We start from the raw sequence: 24,705 nt of genomic DNA on the forward strand, positions 1-24,705 counted from the left end.
CGCTGGAAGCGATCTTGAGAAGTGATAAATTTTCGATAAAAATGATCGACAAAATAGATCACTGAATCGACCAGCCCGCCCGATGATAGACGCCCTGACCCTGGACCAATTGCGCGTGTTTGCCGCCGTGGCCGACGCCGGCAGCTTTCGCGCCGCCGCCCGACGCCTGTCGCGCGTGCAATCGGCCGTCAGCCACGCCATCGCCAATATGGAACAGCAGTTGGGCGTGACGCTGTTCGACCGCGCCGGCCATCGCCCGGTGATGACGCCGCAAGGCCAGGCACTGCTGGCCAATGCCCGCGACATTCTGCTGCGCGTGGACGCCATGCGCGCGCGGGCGCAAGGCATGGGCACGGGTGTCGAACTTGAGCTTTCGCTGGTGGTGGATACCCTATTTCCGATCGCCACGGTGGGCTCGGCGCTAAAGACCATGCGCGACTTGTATCCCATGGTGGCCACGCGCGTGGCGGTCTTGCCGCTGGGTGGACCGATTGATGCGCTGCTGTCGGGCAGCCATACGCTGGGCATCATTGCGGGCGAACATTTTCGCCATCCGCGCATCACCGTGCAGGCCTTGTCGTCGGTGCAGATGGTGGCGGTCGTGAGCGCCGGCCATCCACTGGCGCGGCACGCAGCCAGCAACACCGCGCTGGGCGCGCCGGAATTGGCCGACCATTTGCAGATTGTGCAGTCCGATCCGTCCAGCTTGAGCGAGGGGCGCGACTTTGCGGTGCTGTCGCCACAAACCTGCCGCGTCAGCGGCCAGGACACCAAGCATGCCTTGATTGTGGCGGGCCTGGGTTGGGGCCGACTGCCGCTCTGGCAAGTGGAGCACGACCTGGCCGAAGGCAGATTGGTGCGCCTGCCCACGCACAGCCTGGGGCGCGGCAGCCAGGTCGCCACCGAGACGTACCTGGCGCACCGCATCGACATGCCGCTGGGTCCGGCCGCGCGCGCGTTTGCGGAAGCGCTGAGGGCCAGCGCCTAAGCATTGCGCCTACGTATTGCGCCTAAGCATCGCGCCTACTCGCCAAGCCGCAAGCTCCGCCTGCGACACCTATCGCCCCCTAGGCCTTGCGATCCCCCCGCGCGGGCGCTTGCGCATAGCTCACCCCCATACCCGCGCGCACATCATTCTGAATGCCATAGGGCGCGATCGGATAGCGCAAGCCGTTGGCGGCCAAGGCCTTCATGCCCTCGATGGCAATCGGCAGATAGCGCGGTGGCAAGGCCATCAGCATTTCTTCATCGGGCACGCCGCCGTAGCGGCGTTCGGCGAAACAGGGCAAGGACAAGCTCGGTTCGCCTGTGGCAAGCGCCCGTCCCCAGGAATCCGCACAGGCGGTTTCGCCCACCACGCTGAAGTCAAAGCGCCGATAGTTCTTCCACTGCAAGCCATTGATAAGAATGATCATCTGCCCCGGCGTGGCATACACCAGGCAGATGTCGGGCGGGTTCAGCCGGCCCGAGGCCAGCGGCGACACCACCAAGCCCCGGTACTTGCCCGCGGGCACACAGGACAGCGCTTCCTGGCGCGCACGCGCGTCGGCTTCGGTGGCATGCCATACGCCCACGTAGTCCTTGCCGCTTTTCCAGGCTTCGTCCTGCGGGCCAAGACCTATCACCGCGCGGCATTGCGACCCGACAAGATCATCGCCCGTGATGCCCACCGTCCAGCCTAGCCGCGCCGCCATGCCGACGATCTGGTCGGTGGTGTGCGTGGCCTGCGGTCGACGCAAGCCCTTCACGCCGGCCATGTCCGCTTCGTTCTCGAACAGCTTCATGCCGATGACCGTGGTCTTCAAGCGCAGCAGCTTGTTCAGGTCGTCCACCAGTTGCGGCCAGTTCAAGGCCGCGTCTTGCGTTGTCTCTTCCATACCTGTCCTTTGGACTGTTGTGCGCGGCGTCTGCCGCGATGGGAATTCGTGCCGGCGAGTTGGGCGCGGCTTGATCGCCTGCTGCCCAATCGCTGATCAGCCGTAAGCATGCACCAATCCGCCCATGCATGAAACACGCAGACCCAGGGTCAGGGTGTGCGCCCAATGCCGCCTGGCGCTTGCCGCTGCAACATCGCAAACATAGCCTGAACCGGCGCGCTGTCCGCCGCCTGCGCGGACGCTGCCAACCCGAATGACCGGTACAGCGGCGCGGCGAGTCGCAGCACACGCAAGCCGCGACGGTTCTCAGGCAAGGTCAACGCGGGCACCAGCGACACACCCACGCCTTCGCGCACCAGCGCAAACGTGCTGCTCCAGTCGCGCACCGTAGCGCGCACGTCCGTGATCATCACGCCCTCGCCATTCGCCACGCTTTGCGCATGCACGCTGCATCCGCCCGTGGCCAGCACGAATGGCTGCCCGGCAAGCTCGGCCAGATTGATGGCGTTGCCGGCGCGCGCCAGCGGATGCGCGGCGGGCAGCACGGCCAACCATTCATCCTCGCCAAGCGGGCACACGTGCCGGTCGGGCGCGGCGTTCAGCACCACGCCCACATCCACGGTGTTGGCCGCCAGCAGCGTTTCGACTTCATCATCGCTGGCTTCCAGGGAAACGACATCGATGGCCGGATGCAATTGCCGAAAGCGCCGCAACACGGGCGGCAGAATCGTCGAGAACACCATCGGAAAACTGGCCAGCCGCAAGGTGCCGCGCGCTGCACCGCGCGCGTCTTGCGCCATACCCTGTATGCGTCGCAGCGCATCCAGCATGACGCGCGCCTCGTCCGCCACGCGCAGCCCCAATGCGGTTGGCAACGTCTGCCGGCGTTCGCGGGTGAAGAGCGGCGCACCCAGCGTGTCCTCCAGGTTGGCGATGGCCTGGCTGGCGCCGGACTGGGTCATGCCCACCTCGGCCGCCGCGTGCGTGATGTTGCCGGCGTCGGCCACCGCCAGCACCAGGCGCCAATGCATCAGGTTCATCATGGCATTAGCTCTTCTTATTTCACATTTTTGAAGAAGTAATTTTACGCATGCCTCGGGCGGGCTCAAGCTGAACGCCTTGTTGAATCAGGAGTGACCGATGAAGCTGTATTACGCCCCCGACACCTGCTCCCTATCGCCGCACATCGTGCTGCGCGAACTGGGCCTGCCCTTCACGCTGGTGCGCGTGAACAACCAGACCAAGCGCACAGAAGACGGCGGCGATTTCCTGGCGATCAACCCCAAGGGCTACGTCGCCGCCCTGCAACGTGACAACGGGCAGGTGCTGACAGAGGGGCCGGCCATCGTGCAGTACCTGGCCGACTTGAAGCCGGAAGCCGGATTGGCGCCGGCCAACGGCACGTGGGAGCGCAGCCGCTTGCAGGAATGGCTGAACTTCATCAGCACCGAAATCCATGGCGGCTTTGGCCCGCTGTTCAACCGCGCGCTGCCGCCCGCTGCACGCCAGTGGTGGCAGGCGCGGTTGGAAAAACGGCTGGACTATGTGGCGGGCGCCTTGCAGCCGCATTCGTATCTGGTCGACGACCGCTTCGGCGTGGCCGACGCCTACCTGTACACGGTCTTGCGCTGGGCCGCGTTCTTCGACATCAGCCTGACGCGCTGGCCTGCTCTGGCGGACTACATGGCCCGCATCGGCGAGCGGCCCGGCGTGCGGGCGGCGTTGGCGGCCGAAGGACTTGCCAGCGGTACGTAATTCCTGACGCGCGCCATCTTGCCGCAAGCGTTGCCGTCGCAGCTCGCCGCCCCGTTCAGCGAAACGCGTCCACACCCCGCATCAACGCCTGCGCCATCTTTGGCTGGCGCAACTGCTCCAACCACCACGTCAGCGCGCGCCCTTCGTGGCCCCCGCGCCACGCCAGGTAAAGCAAGTTGGGTTCACGCGGGGTCTCGGTGCTTTTTTCCACCAATTCGCCGCGCGCCAGCAACGACGCCACGCGATGGCGCGGCACCCAGCCCACGCCCAGCCCGTCGCGCTGCGCCAGAATCTTGGCGCGCATGCTGGGCACGGCCAGCACCGCCTGCCCGCCCACGCGGCCGTAGCCGCGCGCCGCCGCGCCGCGCGATGTGTCCGCGACCACCACGGCGCGATGCTGCTGAATCTGGTCTTGCCGCAAGGGTGTTTTCAGCTTGGCCAGCGGATGGCGGGGCGACACCGCGAACAACCATTCCATCTCCCCCAATTCCGCCCACTGCAGATTGGGCATAGACTGAGGTTCGTTCGTCGCCCCCACGATGAGGTCGGCCCGGCCTTCGCGCAGCGCTTCCCAGGTGCCGCCCAACACCTCTTGCGTCAAGCGCAGGCTTACCCCGGATTCCAGGCGATCAAACGCGCGGATCAAGGGCAGCATCAATTCGAATTCCAGAATTTCGTCGCTGACGATGAGCAGACGGTCTTCCCACCCGTTGGCCACCTGCTTGACCCGCTGCGTCAACCGCGACACGTCCTGCATCAGGCGAGCGGCTTCATCGGCCAGCAACTGGCCGGCTGGCGTCAATTGCAGTCGATAGCGGCGACGATCAAACAGCAAGGCGTCGAATCGCTCTTCCAGTTGGCGCGCCGCGTGAGATACCGACGACGGCGCGCGGCCCAGTTTCACCGCCGCGCGGGACAGGCTGCCGCTGTCCCGGATGGCTTCCAGCAGCGCCAGTTCATTGACCGTCAACATGTGCGATTCCTTCGAACGTGTTCATGCGAAAGATCGTACGACAAAGCGCCAGCCCTGGCGCAACATGGCTACACCTTATCGAACGACTCCCAAGGAGATCACCATGAACCGTTTTGAACACAAGACCGTATTGGTCACCGGCGGCACCAGCGGCATTGGGCTGGCGGCGGCGCAGGCGTTTGCGGCCGAAGGCGCCCGCGTCATCGTCACGGGGCGCGACGAAGCCGCGTTGGAAACCACGCGCGGCGCCCTGGGCGGCAATGCACTGGCGATCCGCAATGTGGCGGGCGCGCCGGGCGCCGCCGCCGCGCTGGCACAAGCACTGAAAGACGCGGACGTGCGCCTGGACGCCGTCTTCTTCAACGCCGGCATCGCCAAGTTCGCCACCTTGGCCGAATCCACCGAAGACCTTTGGGACCAAACCTTCAACACCAATAGCAAGGGCGTGTTCTTTCAGTTGCAAGCGCTGGACCCGCTGCTGAACCCAGGCGCGTCCATCGTGCTGAATGGGTCCATCAGCGCCCACATCGGCATGCCGGCATCCAGCATCTACGGCGCCAGCAAGGCCGCGCTGATCTCATTGGCCAAGACCTTGTCGGCGGAACTATTGCCGCGCGGCATCCGCGTGAACGTGGTCAGCCCCGGCCCGATCTCCACCCCCATCTACGGCAAGCTGGGCCTGGACGCGGAAACCCTGGAGAAGACCGCCGCCGGCATCCAGGCGCAGATCCCGCTGGGCCGCTTTGGCACGCCACAAGAATTGGCGTCGACCGTGCTGCACCTGGCCGCGCCGGAATCCGCGTTCATCGTGGGCACCGAGATCATCGTGGATGGGGGAATGAGTCAGCTCTGACTCATCAGCTCTGACTCATCAGCTCTGACTCATCAGCGCTGCCCCCTCTGCTACGCCCCGATCGAGCGCAATGCGCGCTGACAGATGCGTTCGGTGGCAGCGCCTGGCTTGCCCGCCAGCCATCGCGCGCAGACCTCCCGCACCCAGTCGGGCTGGTCCTTGGCGGTGTCGTTCAACCAGTTGGCCACCGAATCCTGCACGTACACCGAGGGGTCTGCGCGCAACGGCTCCAATAAGGGCAGCGCCATGGCGGGGTCGGCTTTTAGCGCCGCGATGTGCGCGCACCAGACACCGCGCGGGCGCAGGCATTCGCTGGCAAAGCGGCGCACGCGCTCGGAAGGGTCTTGCGTCCAGGGGCGCAATGCCTGAATGGCCGCCGGCAGATCAGCCGTCAGGCGCGGGCGCACCGCCAGCCATGCCCATTCGCGCACGCCGAAATGCGCATCGTCGGCCAAGGGGCGGATCCGCTCAAGCCGCGCGCGCAAGGGCAAGTCCGGCACTGCGCCGATGACGAAGCAGGCCCAGCCGCGCACGGTGTCGGACGCATGCGCGGCAAGCTGCGCTTCGCAATCGGCGCCCAATGCTTGCACCAGAAGTTCGGCGGCCAGCGCCATGCGTTTGGAAATTCCCAGCGCCGCCTGCGCCTGCATCCGCGCGATGGCCTCGGGCCCGGCTTGCGGCGCCGCCGCCTGCATCAGCGCCGCGAAATCCACCGCCAGGCATTCGGTCAGCGTCGTGGCTGGCGCGCCCGCATTCAGTTGCGCCAGTCGCGCGGCGGGGATGTCCTTGACGCCACGCCCGCTGGGTTTGGCGGTGGGTGATTTTTTGGCGGTGGGCATGTTGGCGGTGGGTGATCTGGCGGTGCGTGATTCGGCGGCGGGTGGTTTGGCTGTACTCATGACTGCCTCTGCGCGATAGCGGCGCGGCCGGCATCGGTGCCGCGCCAGACGCGTGCCAGCAATCCGCTTAGTTGTGTCTTGTCCGCCGCGCTCAACTTGCCGAACAGCGACGCGATCCAGGCCGTGTGCTCGTCGAACAACTGCGCCGCCGCAGTCTTGCCCTTGGGGGTCAAGGTCACCATGATCTTGCGACGATCGCCCTGGCCCGCCTGGCGAAGCACATAGCCGTCCCGCGCCAAGCCATCGAGCAGGCCCGTGATGGTGGCGCGCGTAACGCCCGCCCCGTCCGCCAACTGATGCGGCGACAAGCCATCGGTCTGCTCGTGCAACAGAAACAGCAGCACGAACTTGCCTTCCGACAATTGCCGGGGCGCCAGGCGCGCCGCGCAATCGCGGTCGATGGCATTGGCCAGCGACAACAGCTGAAAGCACAGTCCCATATCGTCGGCCGAGGCCAGGCCGCGCCGCGCGGCTTCGTCCAGCAGCGCGTGATGTTTGGGTTCAAGCATAGGGAGGTCGGGAGGCAAGGCGAGATTCCTGGTTCAATTCACGGGCAGATAGTAAGGCACCTAATTATAGGAAGGCAAGGCGGGGCGTTGGCCGCCGATATTCCCCGCGATCCACCACGAGCCCCCTGCCGCTATCATCCCGATCTTCCCCCCAAGCGATCCGCCCATTCCGATGATCCCTATCCTTCCTGCCCGTCTGCTGCTTGGCGCGTTGGCACTGGCCGTGTTGGCGCCCTGCGCCGCGCCGGCCGACGCCGCGTTGCGCACCGTTTACCGTGGCACGCTCGAAGGCGCGGGCGATGTGGTGATGGAACTGGATAGCGAGGCGCCTTCGGGCGGCACATCGACGGGCCGGTATTTCTATCCAAAGCACGGCGTCGACATTCCCTTGAAGGGCACGCCCGAGGCGTTAACGGAACCTCGCCTGTTTCAGGACCTGGCGCAAGCCGGCATCGACCCCGACACGCCGGCTGCCGCCGCCGCCACCTGGCAAGGGCGGCGCGACGCCGACGGCTATCGCGGACGATGGATCGACGCGCGCACGGGCAGGCAACGTGCGTTCACGCTGCGCCGCGTGGCCCAGTACGATCCCGACGCGCTGGCGCCGGACAGCGTGCAAGCGGTTACCGACGCGATCAGCGGCGGCACGGGTAGCGGTATCGATCGCGGCGTCGGCATCAATGCCACCAACGCCCCGTACGAAACCCTGAAGCTTGCGGGTTTCGCCAAACCGGCCGGCCCCGACAGCGGCACGGGCGCAGTCGCCTACCGTATGTGGCGCGATCCGCGCACCAAGTTCAGCTACCCGCGCCTGAGCCGCCACCCCGACCCGCAAGTGCTCACGCGCGTCAACCACCTGCTTGAACAACGCCATTGGCAGATGAACCTGGCCGCGCTGGCTTGCATGGCGTCCGCCTATACCGACGACAACCCCGCCGCCGGTACGCTGGGCAGCTATGACGACGAAGCCATCACGGTGCAGTGGTTATCGTCCGCGCTGATGACCGTGACCGAGTCCGGCAGCCTGTACTGCGGTGGCGCGCATCCCGATAATCATTTCGAGCCCTACACCTTCGACCTGCTGCAAGGCGGCTATCTGGATTGGAACCGTGTGCTGGACGCATACGTGCCGGGCGACAACGGATGGCGCCAGGCAAGCCCCGCCCTGCTTGCGCTGGTGGAGAAAGCCCGCGCGCCGCTGGCCGGCGCAAAGATCGAGAACACGGAAGAGGCATCGCTGAAGGAATGCTCTGACCTTTGGCCCAGCTATCTGGCCTTGGGCACCCAGGCGCCGGGCGTGCTGACCCTGTCAGTCTCCGGCGTGGGCCACGCGATGGGCGTATGCCTGGGAACGCACGCAAGTGTGCCGTTCAAGGACCTGACGCCGTATCTGGCGCCGGGCGGGCAGGCTTATCTGGTGGGTGAATAGCGGGTTGGCGAACAGCGGGGTGGTCGCATGGCGGACCTAAGCGCTTGATTACGTTATCAGCGCATCGTGAATACGGCGGGCAATGACCGGATCATCCAGGTAGCCCTCGATGCCGTGCTGATTGCCGGTATGGTTGGCGACGTCGGTCTTGTTTTCGATAGGCGGATTGACCCGGAAATTTCGCTGGTCCAGCGGGTACAAGGCCACCACGTCGTGCGGGTCCAGCGCGTTGAACCAATTGCCCACGCAGGTCGGGTGCGACACGCCGCCCAGCCGGTCGCGTATGGCCTTGATGCCCAGCGGCGAACCCAGCGTAATCAAGGTGGGCACGCGCCACCCAGCCTGGGCGGTCGTTTGCAGCAGCATCAGATAGGCAACGATGGTGCCCAGTGAATGGGCCACCACCACCTTGTCCGCCGAGTTATCAAAGGCGAGACCGACGCCGCGATGAATGACCGTACGCACGTTGGTCTTGCGCAAGTACATATAGACGTCATGGGTCAGCATGCCGATCAGCGCGCTGCCGCCCGGCATGTGCTGGTCGATCGTGCGCAGCACCGCGTGAACCCAGCGCCAATTTTGCACGCCGCGCTCAATCACCATCGGCTCGCCGTCGCGCGGGATATTTCGGTTGATCTCGTCCTCGCCGATCCGGCAGGCCACGATATATTCGTCCAGCAAGTCCAACAGGAAGCCCGAAGCGGCGGCGTCGTCTTGCGCGCCGCGCACGATGATCTTCGCCGCCGAGTGCTCGTCCACGCCGCGCACCAGGTCCCTGAGCGTGTCGCCATAGAAAGGGAACCGGATCCGTTCGACAGGAATGGGCAGGGACAGCCCGGCTTTGCCCAGCCCCCGCTCCCAGGCGGCAATCCACTCGCGCTTGAGCGTCTCGGAGGCTTGGTCGTGTTGCGATCGGCCATGGATCAGCACCAGCTCTTTCATAAGGTCGGCGCCGACATCGAGTAGGCCTCGGCCTGTCCGGTGGAAGGCTCCAGCCACCCCGCCAGGCGCTGCATCCCTTGCGGCGAGTAATGCGCCCACAACTGGCCTGTGTCGTACTGGCGCAGGCTGCGCAGTTCGGCAGGCAGCGTGTGCCCCAAGGCATCCATCAGAACCCATCCGGTTGAAAGCAAGGGCGTGGCGGGCATGAAATCAGTGGGCGTGTAGGGGCCACGCAGCAGGTCGCGCGACAGCAATGCCAGGTCGAACAGATGGACGCCCAAACGCTGGAACATGTAGTCGCGCAACTCGCGGATACGGTCAATTTCGCCGATCTCGCGGTAGGCGTAGGCCGCGTAAAGGGCCAGGGCGGGATCCAGGAATTGCAGCTTGGCCATGCGCTCGTCCAAGGCCTGCGCGCTGGTCTTGTCGACTTCAAATACGTTTTGCTTGGCGGCTTCCGCCACCACGGCGCGCAGCCACTGAAGCTGGCGCATATCGTCGGTGTCGGCCTGGGCGTACAGCGGGTCGTAGTGCAGCGCGATGCGTTCTTCGGCGTCCCATCTCAGCGTGGCGATGCATCCGTGGAAGACGGGAACCAGCAAGCCCGAGCCGTCGCGCAGTTGCACCATGGCCTGCTTGGGCGTCCAGAGGTCCGGGAATTCCCAGTAGTGGAACGTTGCGGTGTCTGCGCTGCCGGTAGCGCCGACCGAACCGAAGCCGGGCTTGATGGCGCCGTCGTACTCCAGGCACCGTACGCCTTGAACCCGTTGCCCGATCACGACCAGACCGGGTGCTTCCAACCCGGGAACGTCTTCGCCAACCGCCGCGACCGCCTTGTGAAGCACGTCTCGCGCTTGTTCGCTCAGGGCATGCAGGGGAGGAATTTCCAGGCTGGCATCGTCAAACGGATGACACAGCGCACGGCTGACCAGACCTTCCGCCGACAACGGCGCGCTTTTATCCTCCGGGTCTCCATCTTCGGGGCCCAGTTCGTCAGAATCCGATCGACCGCTCTCCGCATCACTACTGATCATGGCAACCAAGCCGTTGGATCCCGCTTGCGGAACGCCAAGATCGAATCGTGCGATCCAAGCTTGATCGCCTGAGTAGAGGAGTGCGTCGGGCCTCTGGTCGACTGAAACGGGCAAACCGTGCTTGCGCAGATATTCGGGCACAAGCTTCTTCAGCGCCTTCTTCAATGGCAACGGCCGTATAAAGCCGCGCTCGACCAAGTGCGGTCTTGTACCGCGCAACACATCGGAGAGAACCTCGGTGTAGGCCGCCTTATACACATGGTTGGCCCCCACGCGCACAGGCACTTCCAAGGCCGGCGCACCTAGCCTGGTGGCGTAGAAGGTATCGACCTCGCGCGAGTCGTCATCGTCGATTGGATTGGGGAATATGCCAGCGCCTTGCATACGCGCTTGGGCCATGCCGCGCACGACGGTGCGGCAGGCGTCTGAAATGAACACCACATGGCGCACGCTGCTGTATAGCGCGGTTTCAATGCTGCCCGTCAAGTTGACTGCTGCGTTCTGATCAGCGGGCGCATCGGACAAGTGCCAGAACTCCGCGCGGCCGACCAAGGAGCCGTGTCCGGAGAAATAGACAATCAACTGTTCCACCGGGTCCTGCTCAACAAAATGCCGGACCCAACGGTAGATCTGATGAGTCGTCACAGGCTCCCCCGCGCCGTCCGTGATGCGGGCAATGCGGTCTGCCGGAATGCCCTGCCCGCGCGCCCATTGCTCCATCAGGTCCACGGCGCTTTCCACCGCTTCCAGACGGCCCAAATGGCCGCGCGTCTGGCTAACGCCGATAAGAACGATTGCCCGATCCATGCCGTCTCGCCTTGACGCGCCTTGCGCGCCTGTGCCCAAGCGTTTACCTGGATGCAGGTCTTTCAACCCGGCCGCCGAAAAGAGTACGCCCGGGGTCCCCAGGCGCACAATGATGCATGGGCACCGGGTAGCAAGCGCTGCCCCAGGCCCCGGCGCTGCGCCTAGCGGTACAGCACCGTCGGCAGCCACATCCCGATTTCCGGGAACATGTACAGCAGGAAGATCGCCACGATCTGGATGCCCATGAACGGCATCATGCCCAGGAAAATCTGGTTCAGCGTGACGTGCGGCGGCGATACGCCTTTCAGATAGAACGCCGACATGGCCACGGGCGGCGACAAGAACGCGGTTTGCAGGTTCAGCGCCACCAGCAGGCCGAAGAACAAGGGGTCGATGCCGAAGGTGTTCAGAAGCGGCACGAAGATGGGCATGAAGATCACGATGATCTCGGTCCATTCCAAGGGCCAGCCCAGCAGGAAAATAATGGCCTGCGCCAGCAACAGGAACTGGATGGGCGTAAGGCCCAGCGACAGCACCCATTCTTCAATGATGCGCTGGCCGCCCAGCAGCGCGAACGCCGCCGAGAAAATGGACGAGCCCACGAACAGCCAGCACACCATTGCACTGGTCTTGGCGGTAAGGAATACCGATTCGCGCAGCACCGGCAGGTTCAGGCGCCGGTACGCCAGCGCCAGCAAGGCGCCGCCCATGGCGCCCATGGCCGCGGCTTCGCTAGGCGTGGCCAGCCCGAAGACGATGGAACCCAGCACCGCCGCGATCATCACCGCCAAGGGGAAGAACGAGCCCATCAGCATCTTGAAGATCTCAAGGCGCGCCCAGGTCAGCGCGGCGTAGAAGACCACCAGCATCACCGCGCAGATGGCGGCAAAGATCCAGAACCCGGTTGGGGCCGGCACGGCGTCGTCCTTGTCTTCAACGGCGGCCGAGGCGGCGGCAGCAGCGGGCTCGGTGGCGGGTTCGGCCTGCGGCGTGCCGGGCGGCTCCGCCAAGCCGCCTGAACCGGCATCCGACAACGGCGGCTCGGCCAAGCCATCGACCGGGGGTTCGCTCAGCCCGGAATCAAACCCGCCCGAATCAAAACCGCCAGAATCAAAGCCACCGCCCCCCAATTGCAGTTCAGCGGGAATCTCGTATTCCACCACCGGGCGCGTCAGCCCATGGTGCACCACCGCCACCAGCAACACGGTCACGGCCAGCGGCGCCAGCACCGTCGCCATGTTGCGCAGCATGAAGCCGAACGGCACGCCGTGGTTGCGGCGGCCCTTGAACATGGCGGCCACCATGCCGGTCAAGGCGCGCGTGTATCCGGCGGCGGCCAAGGTCTTGGTTTCGGGTGACAAGGGCACGCCGCGCTCGCTAACCGGCAAGGGCGGCGCCATGTCGGGGCGCAGCTTGGCCAGGATGATCACGTAGCCCATATACAGCGCGGCCAGCATGATGCCGGGAAACAGTGCGCCGGCGTACAACTGCACCACCGACACGCCCGTGGTCGCGCCGTACACGATCAACATGACCGACGGCGGCAGCAAGATGCCCAGGCAACCGCCCGCCGTGATGGACCCGGCCGTCAGGCGCACGCTGTAGCCGGCCTTCAACATGGCGGGCATGGCCAACAGGCCCATCAACGTCACCACCGCGCCGACAATGCCGGTGGCGGTGGCGAAGATGGCGCAGGTGGCCAGCGTGGCTACCGCCAGCGCGCCGGGCAGACGCGCCAGCGCCAGGTGCATGGACCGGAACAGTTTTTCAATCAGGTTGGCGCGTTCAACCAAGTACCCCATGAAGACGAAGAGCGGAATTGAAATCAGCGAATCGTTCGTCATGGTCGCGTACGTGCGCTGCACCATCAGGTCCAGCGTCTGCCTGATCGAGCGGCCCGCGTCGTCGCTTTGCAGGTAATACGCCAGGAACGTGAACAACACGCCCATGCCCATCAGCGTGAACGCCGTGGGAAAGCCCAGCATGATGGCCACGACAATCAGCGCCAGCATCAACAGCCCGATGTGCCCCTGGGTGATCTCGCCCCATGGGGTCAGAAAGGCGATCATCGACAGCACTATCCCGATGCAGGACAGGCCAAACCACAACGCCTTGTGGATTTTCATCGGTGGGGTTCCCGGGGGGTGGTCACGTAACGGTCCAGTTGGGCGATGTCTTCGTCCTTCACGTGCACCATCTTCTTCAGCTTGTCGATGTCCACTTCCTCGACGTCTTCTTCGCGTGACGGCCACGCGCCGCGCCGCAGGCACAACACGCAACGCAGCACCTCGGCCACGCCTTGCAGCAGCAGCACCGCGCCCGCCACGGGAATGAAGGCCTTGAAGGGATAGATGGGCGGCCCGTTGGCCATCAGCGACGAGTGCTCGCCGATGGCGATGGAGTAGCTGGCGTAATACCAGCCCGCCCACACCAGCGCGATCACGCCGGGAAAGAAGAACACCAGGTACAGGATCAAGTCCAGGCCACCCTGTACGCGCGGCGGCAGGAAGCCGTAGAGGATGTCGCCGCGCACGTGGCCGTTCTTGGCCAGCGTGTAGGCGCCGGCCATCATGAAGAGGATGCCGTAATACATCATCTGCATGTCGAACGCCCAGGCGCTGGGCTTGTTCAGCAGATACCGCGCCGCCACCTCCCAGCACACGTGCAGGGTCAGTACGACGATCAGCCAGGCAAAAGTCTTGCCAACGAAGGTGGAGACGCGGTCTATCAGACGGACGAGACGAAGCATCGATGGGCCTGGGTTGGGGTCAGGCCGGCTTGCTGCTACGCGAGAAATAATGGTTGTAGGCCATTCGGAAATTGACCGAGGTATCCCCCTGCCAACGCCCCACCCGTTCGGCGAAAGCGCGCTGCGATTCCAGCACTTTCTTGAACAAGGGGTTCTCGGCCGAGCGCTTGGCGATCATCTCGTCCCAGATCTTCAACTGCTGCTGCAGGATGGCGTCAGGCGTCTTGTAGAACTTGACGTTGTGTTCCTTCTGCAGCTTGATGTAGTCCTGCGAGTAGCGGTTCGCGGCCTTCCAGGACATGTCGGCGCTGCTGGCCTGCGCCGCATAGCTCAGCACGTGCTTCAAGTGCGGCGGCAGCGCGTCGTACTTGGCCTTGTTGAACAGGATTTCGAACTGTTCCGCGCTTTGGTGAAAGCTCTGCAGCATGCAGATCTTGGACACGTCCTGAAAGCCCAGCGCCAGGTCCGACGATGCGTTGTTGAACTCGGCGCCATCCAGCAGGCCGCGGTCCAGGGCGGGCACGATTTCACCGCCCGGCAAGGCGTTCACCGCCAGGCCCATGGCGGTGTACATATCGATGGCCAGGCCCACGGTGCGGAACTTCACGCCCTTGACGTCTTCAACCTTGGTGACCGGCCGCTTGAACCAGCCAAAGGGTTGCGTGGGCATCGGGCCATACATCAGGGACACCACGTTCACGCCCATGGCCTTCTGGATTTCCGTCAGCAGGTCCTTGCCGCCGCCGTACTCGTGCCAGGCCAGCAGCATGTTGGCGTCCATGCCAAACGCGGGCCCCGAGCCCCATAGCGCCACGGCCGTATTCTTGCCGTACCAATAAGCCACCACGCCATGCCCGCCGTCCAGCGTGCCAGCCGACACCGCGTCCAGCAGGTCAAACGCCTTCACCACCGCGCCCGCTGGCAACACCTCGATCGTCAACTGGCCGCCGGCCATGTCGTTGACCTTTTGCGCGTAGTCGCGGGCGAACTCGTGGAAGATGTCGTTGGCGGGCCAAGTGCTTTGGAACCGCATCGAAATGGGCGCGTTCTGCGCCCGGGTGACAGCAGGAAAACCCAGTGCGGCGGCGCCCGCGACGGCAGCGCCGGAAATGAACTTGCGGCGGGGCTTTGTGACGTGTTGCATGGCTTCTTGTCTCCTTGGTGGACTACATGGGACCAGCTTGTAGTAACTGCACCTGCGAGGACGCGGGGGATCGCCTGCTGCGCGCTTCCCTGTGTCGGGGCTACGACTGCTTTGCAACTTTGTGCTGATTAAACCTGCCTGACTAACGGCTGACAATCAGCTTGTTGTCGGGAATTACCCTACAGGGGGGCTAGTGCATATGAAGGGGATGTTGCGCTTGCCCGACCTGCCGCGCGGCCAGGCAATGTGCATGCCATCACGAAGCAGGCCTACTCGGGCCGACGCACCGCGCGGACCTTGCCGCTGTTGCCGCCGCCGCAGAAAAAGCGGCCCGCGCCATCCGACTCCAGGCCCGATACGCCCACGCCCGCCGGCATCTCGACGCTTTCCAGCACGGCGCCGGTGGCCAGGTCCAGGCGGCGCAAATCGCTGTCGTCGTTCTCCCAGGTGCCATGCCAGAGTTCGCCGTCCACCCAGGTCACGCCGGTGACATAGCGATTGGATTCGATGGTGCGCAACACGCGGCCGGTCTCCGGGTCCACTTGGTGGATCTTGCGTTGCTGGTATTGGCCGACCCACAGCGAGCCGTCGGCCCAGGCCATGCCGGACGCTTCGGCGCCGCCGGGCGCGGGGATGGTGGCGTGCACGCGGCCGTCGGCCGGGTCCAGCTTCAGAATGCTGCCGTCCGAAATTTGATAAAGGAATTTGCCGTCGAAGGCGGTGCCGGCGTTGGCCACCATGTTCAACGTGCGCTGCGTTTCGCCGCTGTCGGGGTCCAGGTTGATTAGCTTGTCACCCGTGGCAAACCAGATCTGGCTGCCGTCGTAGCTCACGCCATGCACGGCGTCGACATCAGGGAAAGGACCGTATTCACGCAGGATTTGGGCTTGGCTTCGTTTCATGTCTGGCTCCTTGTAATGGGGTGAATCCATGCTACAGGCCGGGCACCAGCGTGGGGAGTAACAAGCTTGTCGTGAATGCCGGCACGGCCGGTGTCGTCCAGCGCCGCGCGCGGCCATGGCCCAGCGGCTGCGCCTGGCCCGCCGCCGCCAGCGCATCCAAGGCGCGCTGCACCGTGCGCTGGCTCGCGCCCAGGGCCAAGGCCAAGGCCGAACTGGACCACGCCTGCCCATCCACCAGGCAGGCCAGCACCGCCGCGTGATCGCGGTCCGCAACGTCGACGGGACGGGCAAGCACGATGACCTGCGTGTCCGCATGCGGGTGCAGCACAAAGCCATGCCGCGTGGCATTCACGTCCGCCATGCCTTGCATCGCGGTGCGCAAACGCCCAATTTCCACGCGCAGCCGCACCCGATGCGACTCGTCTTGAAAGCCGGTGCGGAAAGCTTTGGCGATCAGCAGTTCGCGGGTTACGTCTTGCGGCCAGGCCTCGGCCAGCATGCGCGCCAGCGTGAACAACACGGGGCGACTGGCCAGCGGCGCCGTCTGGCCGTTCTGGCGCAAGACGTTACGGCACGCGTCGACAATCAGCGCCGAAGACGCCAACAGCGTTTCCACCTCGTCCAGCAACAGGTCGCGCGCACCCTCGCGCGCGATCAGGCGTGCGGCCGGCGCGCGCAGCGTCTGCACCGCTTGATCCACCTCGGCCTGCAAGGCGGCAATGCCCGCCTCACGCGCAGCCTGTTCGGCGCGCGCCAGCGCCGCTCTGGCACGGCCGGCCTGCACGCGCCGCAGCGCGATGCCGGCCGCGATCAGTTCATGCATGGCGCGGGACGCGGCCGGCACGGCGTCGCCGTCCACGCTGGCCAGCGTTTGTTCGGCATCGTCCAGGCGGCCCAACATCAATAAGCGCCGCGCCGCCAGATACGCGGCATGCGCCGCATTGACGGCGTCGCCCTGCGCGGCCAGCGTGGCGCGCGCGGCCGCCAGCGATTTCTCGGGCCAGGCCAGGTCACGCGAGGCCAGCGCGACTTCGGCTTCGGCCACGATGCAGCGGGCGCGCGCCAACGCATGCGCCGGCCCAAACGCGCGGGCCGCCTGGCGCAACAAGACCTTGGCCCGAACGAAATCGCCCAATTGCGCCATGGCGATCCCGCGCAAGGCCAAGGCAGGCGCATCATCACGCAGCGCGACGTGGTTCAGCGCGGTCAGCGGGTCGCCCGCGGCCAGGGCGCGCGCCGCGCTTGTGATCAGCAAATCCATGAATGTCTCGCCACCTTCAACCCTTGCCCATGCCGGTTGCGACTGAATCTACCACTGCCCGTGGCGCGGATGCGTGGATGCCCATGCGGCCCCATTTACAAGCGGCGCCTGCCCACCCGCCCTTCAGCCGCCTGCCAGCGTGTAAACTCCCCCCTTTTTGACTCTGGTGGTATGTTGCAAGCCCCACAGCGCACAGGTTTAAGCGGCCCGACGCTCATTCGCTTGCTGACTCGCCTGACGGATGTCGACGTTCCGGAATCCAGGCAATCTCTGTCCGACCATTTGAGCCAGTGGCTCGGCTGGACGGACGCGATCGCGCTGTCCGCGGCGCTGACCACGAGCCCGCCGGTAATCGCCCCCGGCGCGCGCCTGTTCAGCAGCGCCGAAGAGCGTGAATGCGTGCGCGTGCGCACGACGCTGGCCGACGCCATCGCCAGCGATACGGCGGCCACAAGCGCCAAGCGGTTCGTGCCGGGACAGGCGCCTGCCAAGCCGTCGGCGGCGGTTGAGGAAGCCCAGGCCGATTACTCGAATTTTCGTCAGCGGTACGTGTCCTTACAGCACACGATGGAGACCAGCGTGGGCAATTTGCGCAGCCGCCTGCGCGGCATGGTCGCCGCCAGGAATGGCGAGATGACGCGCTTGGCCGTGGTGGACGCCATCATGGACCGCGCGTTGCTGCCCAAGGAACGCACGCTGCTGGGCGCGATCCCGAAGCTGCTGCAAGGGCATTTCGAGCGTTTGCGCCTGGCCGAAGAAGCGCAAGCGCCGGCCACCCCAGGTGCGTGGCTGGACGTATTCCGCAAGGATATGCGCAGCGTTCTGCTTGCCGAATTGGATGTACGTTTACAACCGGTGGAAGGGCTGCTTGCCGCCCTTCGCGCCAGCTAACCAGGACACCATGTCCAAGACTCTGATCAATTTCGTTGTGTTTTTGGCCGGTTTGGCCGTTGTGGGCTGGATTGGCGCGGGCTACGCGGGGTCCAACCCGCTTGCGCTGGCCGTGACGCTGCTGATAGCCGTCTGTTACCTGGCCGGCGCGTGGGAACTGCTGGGTTATCAGCAAGCCACGTCGAGCCTGACGCGCGCAACCGCCGCGCTGTCCGAAGCGCCCGCCAGCCTGGCTTCCTGGCTGGACCAACTGCACCCCAGCCTGCGCAACGCCGCGCGCCTGCGCGTTGAAGGTGAACGGGTAGGCTTGCCCGGCCCGGCCCTGGCGCCCTATCTGGTTGGCCTGTTAGTGCTGCTGGGCATGCTGGGCACGTTCCTGGGCATGGTCGTGACGCTGCGCGGCACCGGGATGGCGCTGGAAAGCGCGACCGACCTGGGCGCCATCCGCGCGTCGCTGGCCGCGCCGGTCAAGGGCCTGGGCTTTGCGTTCGGCACCTCGATTGCCGGGGTGGCTTCGTCCGCCATGCTGGGTCTGCTAGCCGCGCTGTGCCGCCGTGATCGGGTGCAGGCCGCGCAGCTGCTGGACAGCAAGATCGCCACGACCCTGCGCGTGTATTCGCAAAGCTATCAGCGCGAAGAATCCTTCAAGCTGCTGCAACGCCAGGCCGAAGTCATGCAGCGCCAGGCCGAGGCCATGCCGACGCTGGTTGACCGCCTGCAAGCCATGATGCAGAACATGGAGCAGCAGACGCGCGCCATGAATGACCGCCAATTGGCCAGCCAGGACGCTTTCCAGGGCAAGGCCGAAGCCGCCTACGCCCGGCTGGCGTCGGTGATGGAACAGTCCATGAAGGAAGGCGTGGCCGAAAGCGCGCGTTCCGCCGGCGTGGCCTTGCAGCCCGTCGTGCAGGCCACGATGGAAAGCCTGTCGCGCGAAACCGCCAGCCTGCAAGACACGGTGGCGCAAGCCGTGCAGCAACAATTGAGCAGCCTGACCTCGGGCTTCCAGGCGTCCACCGCCAATGTGGCCGACATCTGGAACCAGGCGCTGGCCGGCCAGCAACGCGCAAGCGAAACGCTGGCGCAAGACCTGCGCGCCTCGATGGACCGCTTTGCCGAAACCTTCGAACAACGCTCGGCCGCGCTGCTGGACGGCGTGTCCGCGCGCCTGGAGGCGTCGTCGGGCAATATGTCGGAAGCCTGGACTTCCGCGCTGTCGCGCCAGGAGCGCGTCAGCGAAAAACTGGCGGGCGACAACCTGCAAGCGCTGACCGCCGCCGCCGCCAGCTTTGAACAGCATTCCGCGTCGCTGCTGCGCACGCTGAACGATTCGCACGCGCTGTTGCAGTCGGACCTGGCCTCGCGCGATCAACAGCGCCTGGCCGCCTGGGCCGAGACCCTGGGCGCCATGGGCGCCACGCTGCGCCAGGAATGGGAACAGGCCGGCACCCAAGCCGCCGACCGCCAACAGGCCATTAGCGACACGCTGGCGCAGACCGTGCGCGACATCAACGCGCAGGCCGCCGCGCAAGCCCGCGTGCTGGAAGCCGTGTCGGCCCGCATGGAAGCTGCCGCCAACAGCGTGTCGGACCGCTGGAACAGCGCGCTGAGCCGCCACGAACAAGTCAGCGAGAAGCTGGCGCAAGACAATCAACAAGCCTTGACGACGGCGGCCGCCGCGTTCGAGGCGCATTCGGCGTCGCTGCTGCGCACGCTGGACCAGTCGCATGCCGAGCTGCATGCCGCCTTGGCCGCGAAGGACCACGAACGCCTGTCCGCCTGGACCGATACGCTGGCTACCATGGCCGCTACCTTGGGTCAGGAATGGAAGGCGGTTGGCGACCAGAGCGTGGCGCGCCATCAGGAAATCAGCGACGCGCTGGCCCAGACCGCGCAGAACGTCACCGGCCAGACCGAAGCGCAGTCCCGTCTGCTGGACAGCGTGTCGACCCGCCTGGAGACCGCCGCAAACAGCGTGACCCAGGCCTGGACCGAGGCCCAGACGCGCCAGGCGCAGTTGGGCGAGAAGCTGGCCGCCGACAACCAGCAAGCCCTGAGCACCGCCGCCGCTGCGTTCGAGCAGCACTCGGCCGCGCTGTTGCGCACGCTGGACCAATCGCACGCGGACCTGCAAGCGGCGCTGGCCGCCAAGGACGAAGAACGCCTGTCCGCCTGGACCACCAAGCTGGCCGCCATGGCTGACGCGCTGGGCCAGGAATGGGAACTGGCGGGCGCGCAGGCCGCCACCCGCCAGCAGGAACTGACGCAGGCGCTGGGCCAGGCCACGCAAGAGATCACGGCGCAGACCCAGGCGCAGGCCGGCGTGTTGGAGACCGTGTCCACGCGCCTGGAAACCGCCGCCAGCCAGGTCACGCAAGCCTGGACCGACGCGCAGACGCGCCAGGAACAGCTAGGCCAGCAATTGGCCGAGGCCAATCAGCAGGCGCTGGAGGCGGCCGCGGCCACCTTCGAGCAACACTCGACGTCGCTCTTGCACACGCTGGACCAGTCGCACGCGGACCTGCAAGCGGCGCTGGCCGCCAAGGACGAAGAACGCCTGTCCGCCTGGACCGCCAAGCTGGCCGCGCTGGCCGACACGCTGGCGCAAACCGCGCACGGCATCACCGCGCAAACGCAGGCGCACGCCAGCGAAACCATTGCCGAAATCGGCCGCCTGGTGCAGGCCGCGTCGGAAGCGCCGAAGGCTGCCGCCGACGTCATCGGCGAACTGCGCCAGAAGCTGTCCGACAGCATGGTCCGCGACAACGACATGCTGCAAGAGCGCAATCGTTTGCTGGACACGCTGGACACCCTGCTCAATGCCGTCAACCACACCGCCGCCGAACAACGCTCGGCGGTGGACGCGCTGCTGGCCTCGTCGGCCGAATTGCTGGAGCGCGTGGGCACGCAGTTCACCGAACGCGTCGAAGCCGAAACCGGCAAGCTGACGGACGTGGCGGCGCACGTCACCACCAGCGCGGTGGAAGTGGCCAGCCTGGGCGAATCCTTCGGCGCGGCGGTGCAGTTGTTCGGCGAGTCCAACAACACGCTGGTGGAACACCTGCAACGCATTGAAGCCGCGCTGGACAAGTCGATTGCGCGGGGCGACGAACAGCTGTCCTACTACGTGGCGCAAGCGCGCGAAGTGGTGGACCTGAGCCTGATGTCGCAAAAGCAGATTATTGAAAACCTGCAGCAGCTGGCCGTCCAGCGCGCTGCCGCCAGCGCGGAAACCGCATGAGCGACGACATCGACGGCGGCATCGAGCCTTCCGCCCCCGCCTGGGCCGTGTTCGGCGACCTGATGTCGGTGCTGCTGGGCGCCTTCGTGCTGATTCTGGTCAGCGTGATCGGCATGCAGTTGCAGTTGTCGACGCAGTTGGAAGAAGAGGTCAAGCAGCGCCAGGAAGAAACCCAGCGTCGCGAAACGCTGGAACAGGCGCTGGCCGTTCCGCTGGCGGCGGGCCGCGTAACCCTGGTCAATGGCCGCATCGGCATCAGCGGCAGCGTGCTGTTTGCGCTGAACTCCGACCAGTTGCAGCCGGAAGGCCGCGAGATTCTGAAATCGCTGATTGAACCGCTATCCAGGTACCTGAAAACGCACGACGAAATTCTGATGGTCAGCGGCTATACCGACAACCAGCAGGTGCACGAGGGCAACCGCCGCTTTGCGGACAACTGGGATCTGTCGGCGCAGCGCGCCCTGACCGTCACGCGCGCCTTGATCGACGAAGGCGTGCCGTCTTCCACGGTGTTCGCAGCGGCGTTCGGGTCCGAGCAGCCGGTGGCGTCCAACACCGACGAGGAAGGCCGCGCCAAGAATCGCCGGGTAGAGATCACGCCCATCCCCAAGCAATCCGATGCCCCGGGAAAACCGCGTGAGCAGTGACGGCAGCAGCCAAGGCACGCTGGACGCGCAGGCCATTGTGGATGCGCAGGCCATGCTGGACGCTTGGCGCGAGGGTGGAGCCGACCAGGCCGACCCGGTGCGCTTTTGCTTCCTGCAAGCGATGGCGCGGCGCGCCGCCGTGCTGGACGGCCCGGCGCGGCAGTTGCTGGACGAAAAGTTGGCGGGGCATTTGAATGCCTACGCGCAGTTGCTGGATGCCGAGCCGGATGCCAATGCGGATGTCGAACCAGAAGCTGGGGCAGACGCCGAACCGGATGCCGAACCCAGCGCGCTGGCCGGTTTGCTGGCTTATCTGGCGGACCCAAGTCTGAACACCCCGGATGGCGAGCCCGACTGGAACCGCGACGCGCTCGGCCTGCGCGAGGCTTACCCCGACGTGCAGATGCTGGAGTATTTTCGCGCCGTGTGGTCGCGCGTCAGCGCTGACCGGCAGGTGCGGCAGTCGCAGCAGCAGGTGCACAAGAACGCCGGCCCGCTCAATTCCAACCAGTTGGTGCACCGTGCGCTGTCCTTGATGCGCGAGTTATCGCCCGGTTACCTGCAGCAGTTCCTGTCGTACACGGACGCGCTGATGTGGATGGAGCAGATCCACGCGGCCACCGCGCCCGCCCCCAAGGACGCCGCGCGGGGCGCCGCCAAGAAAACATCGCGGGCAAAGGCGCGCTAAGCGTACGGAAAGGCGTACCCAGGCTCGCGCGCAAGCAGCCCGGCGTTCAGGGCAAATGGCCGTGCTGCCTATAATTGCCCTAGCCAGCGGCCCAAGCCCATCGCCCCAAACCCGCCGCCCCGACCCATCGTCCCAACTTCCGCTTTGACGGCAGCCATGCCGTGCCTCATGTCCACCTTGCCTCTACGCGTGCTGTCCATCATCCCTCCGATGACGCAGCTGAATACGCCCTACCCCTCCACCGCCTACCTGACCGGTTTCCTGCGTTCGCGCGACGTGAACGCGGTGCAGGAAGACCTGGCGCTTGCGCTGGTGTTGCGCCTGTTGTCGGCGGAGGGCTTGCGCGCCGTGGCGGAGCGGGTCAACGCCCTGCAGCTTGAAAAGCACACGCCCGCCATCCAGGCCTTCGTGGCGATGCAGCCGCGCTACCTGGCCACCATCGGGCCGACCATCGCTTTCCTGCAAGGGCGGGATTCCACGCTGGCGCACCGCATCGTGGGGCGTCACTTCCTGCCCGAAGGCCCGCGTTTCAGCACGCTGGACGTCTACATGGACGAAGACGGCGGCGACCCCTTGGGTTGGGCGTTCGGCGCGTTGGGGCTGCAAGACCGCGCCAAGCACCTGGCCACCCTCTACCTGAACGACCTGGCCGACGTGCTGCGCGACGCCGTGGACGATCGCTTTGAATTCGTGCGCTATGCCGAATCGCTGGCGGGCAGCCAGCCCACCTTCGACCCCTTGGCCAACGCCCTGGCCAGCGCGCCCACGCTGGTGGACGACACACTGCGCGAACTGACGACCGAAGCCCTGTCGCGCCACGCGCCGACGATGGTGCTGTTGTCGGTGCCGTTTCCCGGCGCGGTCTACGCGGCCTTCCGCATCGCGCAGACCATCAAGGCGCAAGACCCCAGCATCGTCACCGTGCTGGGCGGCGGCTTCGTCAATACCGAACTGCGCGAACTGAAAGACCCGCGCGTGTTCGACTACTTTGACTACGTCTGCCTGGATGCCGGCGAACGCCCGCTCTTGGCCTTGCTGGAACACGTGCAGGGCAAGCGCTCGCGCCAACGCCTGGTGCGTACCTTCGTGCGCAACCAGGACAGCGGCGCCGTGCAGTACGTGAACCTGGTGGAACCCGACGTGGCCTTCGCGGAAGTGGGCACGCCCACCTGGGACGGCCTGCCGCTGGACCGCTACCTGTCGCTGCTGGACATGCTGAACCCCATGCACCGCCTCTGGAGCGACGGGCGCTGGAACAAGCTGACCGTGGCGCACGGCTGCTACTGGAAAAAATGCAGCTTCTGCGACGTCAGCCTGGACTACATCGGCCGTTATGAAGGCGCGTCGGCGTCCGTACTGGCCGACCGCATTGAAGCCATCGTGCGTGAAACCGGGCAGACCGGTTTCCACTTTGTGGACGAAGCCGCGCCACCCAAGTCACTCAAGGCGCTGGCCACCGAACTCATCGAGCGCAACACGGGCATTTCGTGGTGGGGCAACATCCGCTTCGAAAAAACCTTCAGCCCCGAACTGTGCGAACTGCTGGCTGACAGCGGCTGCATCGCCGTGTCGGGCGGTTTGGAAGTGGCGTCGGACCGCTTGCTGAACCTGATGAAGAAAGGCGTGTCGGTCGATCAGGTGGCCCGCGTCACGCGCGCGTTTTCGGACGCCGGCATCCTGGTACATGCGTATCTGATGTACGGCTTTCCGACGCAAACGGTGCAAGACACCGTGGACGCGCTGGAGTACGTGCGCCAACTGTTCGCCAACGACTGCATCCAAAGCGGGTTCTTCCATCGCTTTGCCTGTACGGTGCATTCGCCGGTGGGCAAGAACCCCGAGGAATACGGGGTGACGCTGCAACCGCTGCCGCCTGTTACCTTCGCCAAGAACGACATCGGTTTTCATGACCCCACGGGCGTGGATCATGATGCGCTGGGCCGCGCGCTGAAGAAAGCCATCTATAACTACATGCACGGCATTGGCCTGGATGAAGACGTGCGAACCTGGTTTCCGTTCAAGGTGCCGAAAACCACCGTGTCGAAAAACCGCATTGCGCGGGCGCTCAGCCAGCAAGGCTAAGGCAGGGGCGGCCTCGATTTGC

At 65.5% G+C, this 24,705-nt stretch carries 21 protein-coding genes; 9 read left to right on the plus strand and 12 right to left on the minus strand.

Annotated features, from left to right (window positions below; all coding sequences use genetic code 11):
* Positions 1–82: 82 nt before the first annotated feature.
* Positions 83–988 carry a LysR family transcriptional regulator gene (locus WBR68_RS20515; RefSeq protein ID WP_230695105.1) on the plus strand — a complete coding sequence of 302 codons (906 nt, stop codon included), beginning with the start codon at positions 83–85 and terminating at the stop codon, positions 986–988.
* 79 nt (positions 989–1,067) lie between these two features.
* Here WBR68_RS20515 and WBR68_RS20520 read toward each other — a convergent pair whose 3' ends face one another.
* Complete coding sequence (locus tag WBR68_RS20520) at positions 1,068–1,877, minus strand: DUF169 domain-containing protein (protein ID WP_230695106.1); 810 nt, start codon at positions 1,875–1,877, stop codon at positions 1,068–1,070.
* A gap of 149 nt (positions 1,878–2,026) precedes the next feature.
* Entirely contained in the window at positions 2,027–2,920 is an 894-nt protein-coding gene (locus WBR68_RS20525; RefSeq protein ID WP_230695107.1) for a LysR family transcriptional regulator, read from the minus strand.
* Positions 2,921–3,017: 97 nt separating this feature from the next.
* Between WBR68_RS20525 and gstA the strand changes: the two genes are divergently transcribed.
* A complete protein-coding gene (gstA, locus tag WBR68_RS20530) occupies positions 3,018–3,632 on the plus strand; it encodes a glutathione transferase GstA (protein ID WP_230695108.1) in 615 nt (204 codons plus the stop codon).
* 55 nt (positions 3,633–3,687) lie between these two features.
* Here the strand turns inward: gstA and WBR68_RS20535 are convergent, their stop codons facing one another.
* Entirely contained in the window at positions 3,688–4,605 is a 918-nt protein-coding gene (locus WBR68_RS20535) for a LysR substrate-binding domain-containing protein (RefSeq protein ID WP_230695109.1), read from the minus strand.
* Between the two features lie 103 nt (positions 4,606–4,708).
* On the opposite strand from WBR68_RS20535, the gene WBR68_RS20540 reads away from it, so the two are divergent.
* Complete coding sequence (locus tag WBR68_RS20540; protein WP_050446648.1) at positions 4,709–5,458, plus strand: SDR family oxidoreductase; 750 nt, start codon at positions 4,709–4,711, stop codon at positions 5,456–5,458.
* Between the two features lie 50 nt (positions 5,459–5,508).
* Here WBR68_RS20540 and WBR68_RS20545 read toward each other — a convergent pair whose 3' ends face one another.
* Both WBR68_RS20545 and WBR68_RS20550 read right to left on the minus strand, forming a co-directional pair.
* Complete coding sequence (locus WBR68_RS20545; protein ID WP_230695181.1) at positions 5,509–6,297, minus strand: HEAT repeat domain-containing protein; 789 nt, start codon at positions 6,295–6,297, stop codon at positions 5,509–5,511.
* 56 nt (positions 6,298–6,353) lie between these two features.
* Positions 6,354–6,866, minus strand: a complete 513-nt coding sequence (locus tag WBR68_RS20550) for a MarR family winged helix-turn-helix transcriptional regulator (RefSeq protein ID WP_230695110.1) — start codon at positions 6,864–6,866, stop codon at positions 6,354–6,356.
* Between the two features lie 172 nt (positions 6,867–7,038).
* On the opposite strand from WBR68_RS20550, the gene WBR68_RS20555 reads away from it, so the two are divergent.
* A complete protein-coding gene (locus WBR68_RS20555) occupies positions 7,039–8,295 on the plus strand; it encodes a hypothetical protein (RefSeq protein WP_230695111.1) in 1,257 nt (418 codons plus the stop codon).
* A 48-nt stretch (positions 8,296–8,343) separates the two neighbouring features.
* Here WBR68_RS20555 and WBR68_RS20560 read toward each other — a convergent pair whose 3' ends face one another.
* From WBR68_RS20560 to WBR68_RS20590, 7 genes are all read right to left on the minus strand, one after another.
* A complete protein-coding gene (locus tag WBR68_RS20560) occupies positions 8,344–9,237 on the minus strand; it encodes a hypothetical protein (protein WP_230695112.1) in 894 nt (297 codons plus the stop codon).
* Positions 9,234–11,078 (minus strand): caspase family protein, encoded by a 1,845-nt coding sequence (locus WBR68_RS20565; RefSeq protein WP_230695113.1) that lies wholly within the window; start codon positions 11,076–11,078, stop codon positions 9,234–9,236. The genes WBR68_RS20560 and WBR68_RS20565 overlap by 4 nt, the downstream gene beginning before the upstream one ends.
* A gap of 161 nt (positions 11,079–11,239) precedes the next feature.
* Positions 11,240–13,204, minus strand: coding sequence for a TRAP transporter large permease (locus WBR68_RS20570; RefSeq protein WP_050446652.1), 1,965 nt, complete (start codon positions 13,202–13,204; stop codon positions 11,240–11,242).
* On the minus strand, positions 13,201–13,827 hold the full coding sequence (locus WBR68_RS20575; protein WP_050446653.1) for a TRAP transporter small permease subunit: 627 nt from the start codon (positions 13,825–13,827) through the stop codon (positions 13,201–13,203). Before WBR68_RS20575 ends, WBR68_RS20570 begins: the two co-directional genes overlap by 4 nt.
* A 19-nt stretch (positions 13,828–13,846) precedes the next feature.
* Complete coding sequence (locus WBR68_RS20580) at positions 13,847–14,971, minus strand: TRAP transporter substrate-binding protein (RefSeq protein ID WP_050446654.1); 1,125 nt, start codon at positions 14,969–14,971, stop codon at positions 13,847–13,849.
* Between the two features lie 269 nt (positions 14,972–15,240).
* The gene (locus WBR68_RS20585) at positions 15,241–15,873 is read right to left on the minus strand and encodes a Vgb family protein (protein ID WP_230695114.1); all 633 of its coding nucleotides are present in this window, start codon (positions 15,871–15,873) and stop codon (positions 15,241–15,243) included.
* Positions 15,874–15,904: 31 nt separating this feature from the next.
* Positions 15,905–17,134: a helix-turn-helix domain-containing protein gene (locus WBR68_RS20590; protein WP_230695115.1), complete on the minus strand. Its 1,230-nt coding sequence runs from the start codon at positions 17,132–17,134 to the stop codon at positions 15,905–15,907.
* 171 nt (positions 17,135–17,305) lie between these two features.
* Between WBR68_RS20590 and WBR68_RS20595 the strand changes: the two genes are divergently transcribed.
* From WBR68_RS20595 to WBR68_RS20615, 5 genes are all read left to right on the plus strand, one after another.
* Positions 17,306–18,025 (plus strand): DUF3348 domain-containing protein, encoded by a 720-nt coding sequence (locus WBR68_RS20595; RefSeq protein ID WP_050446657.1) that lies wholly within the window; start codon positions 17,306–17,308, stop codon positions 18,023–18,025.
* A 10-nt stretch (positions 18,026–18,035) separates the two neighbouring features.
* Entirely contained in the window at positions 18,036–21,266 is a 3,231-nt protein-coding gene (locus tag WBR68_RS20600; RefSeq protein ID WP_230695116.1) for a DUF802 domain-containing protein, read from the plus strand.
* Positions 21,263–21,913, plus strand: a complete 651-nt coding sequence (locus WBR68_RS20605) for an OmpA family protein (protein WP_050446658.1) — start codon at positions 21,263–21,265, stop codon at positions 21,911–21,913. Before WBR68_RS20600 ends, WBR68_RS20605 begins: the two co-directional genes overlap by 4 nt.
* The gene (locus WBR68_RS20610; protein ID WP_370641257.1) at positions 21,903–22,601 is read left to right on the plus strand and encodes a DUF2894 domain-containing protein; all 699 of its coding nucleotides are present in this window, start codon (positions 21,903–21,905) and stop codon (positions 22,599–22,601) included. The genes WBR68_RS20605 and WBR68_RS20610 overlap by 11 nt, the downstream gene beginning before the upstream one ends.
* Positions 22,602–22,769: 168 nt before the next feature.
* Positions 22,770–24,683 carry a B12-binding domain-containing radical SAM protein gene (locus tag WBR68_RS20615; RefSeq protein WP_230695117.1) on the plus strand — a complete coding sequence of 638 codons (1,914 nt, stop codon included), beginning with the start codon at positions 22,770–22,772 and terminating at the stop codon, positions 24,681–24,683.
* The last annotated feature ends 22 nt before the right edge of the window (positions 24,684–24,705 follow it).

Origin of the sequence: Achromobacter sp. JD-1 (assembly GCF_038594925.1) — a bacterium.
GTDB lineage: Bacteria > Pseudomonadota > Gammaproteobacteria > Burkholderiales > Burkholderiaceae_B > Achromobacter > Achromobacter spanius_C.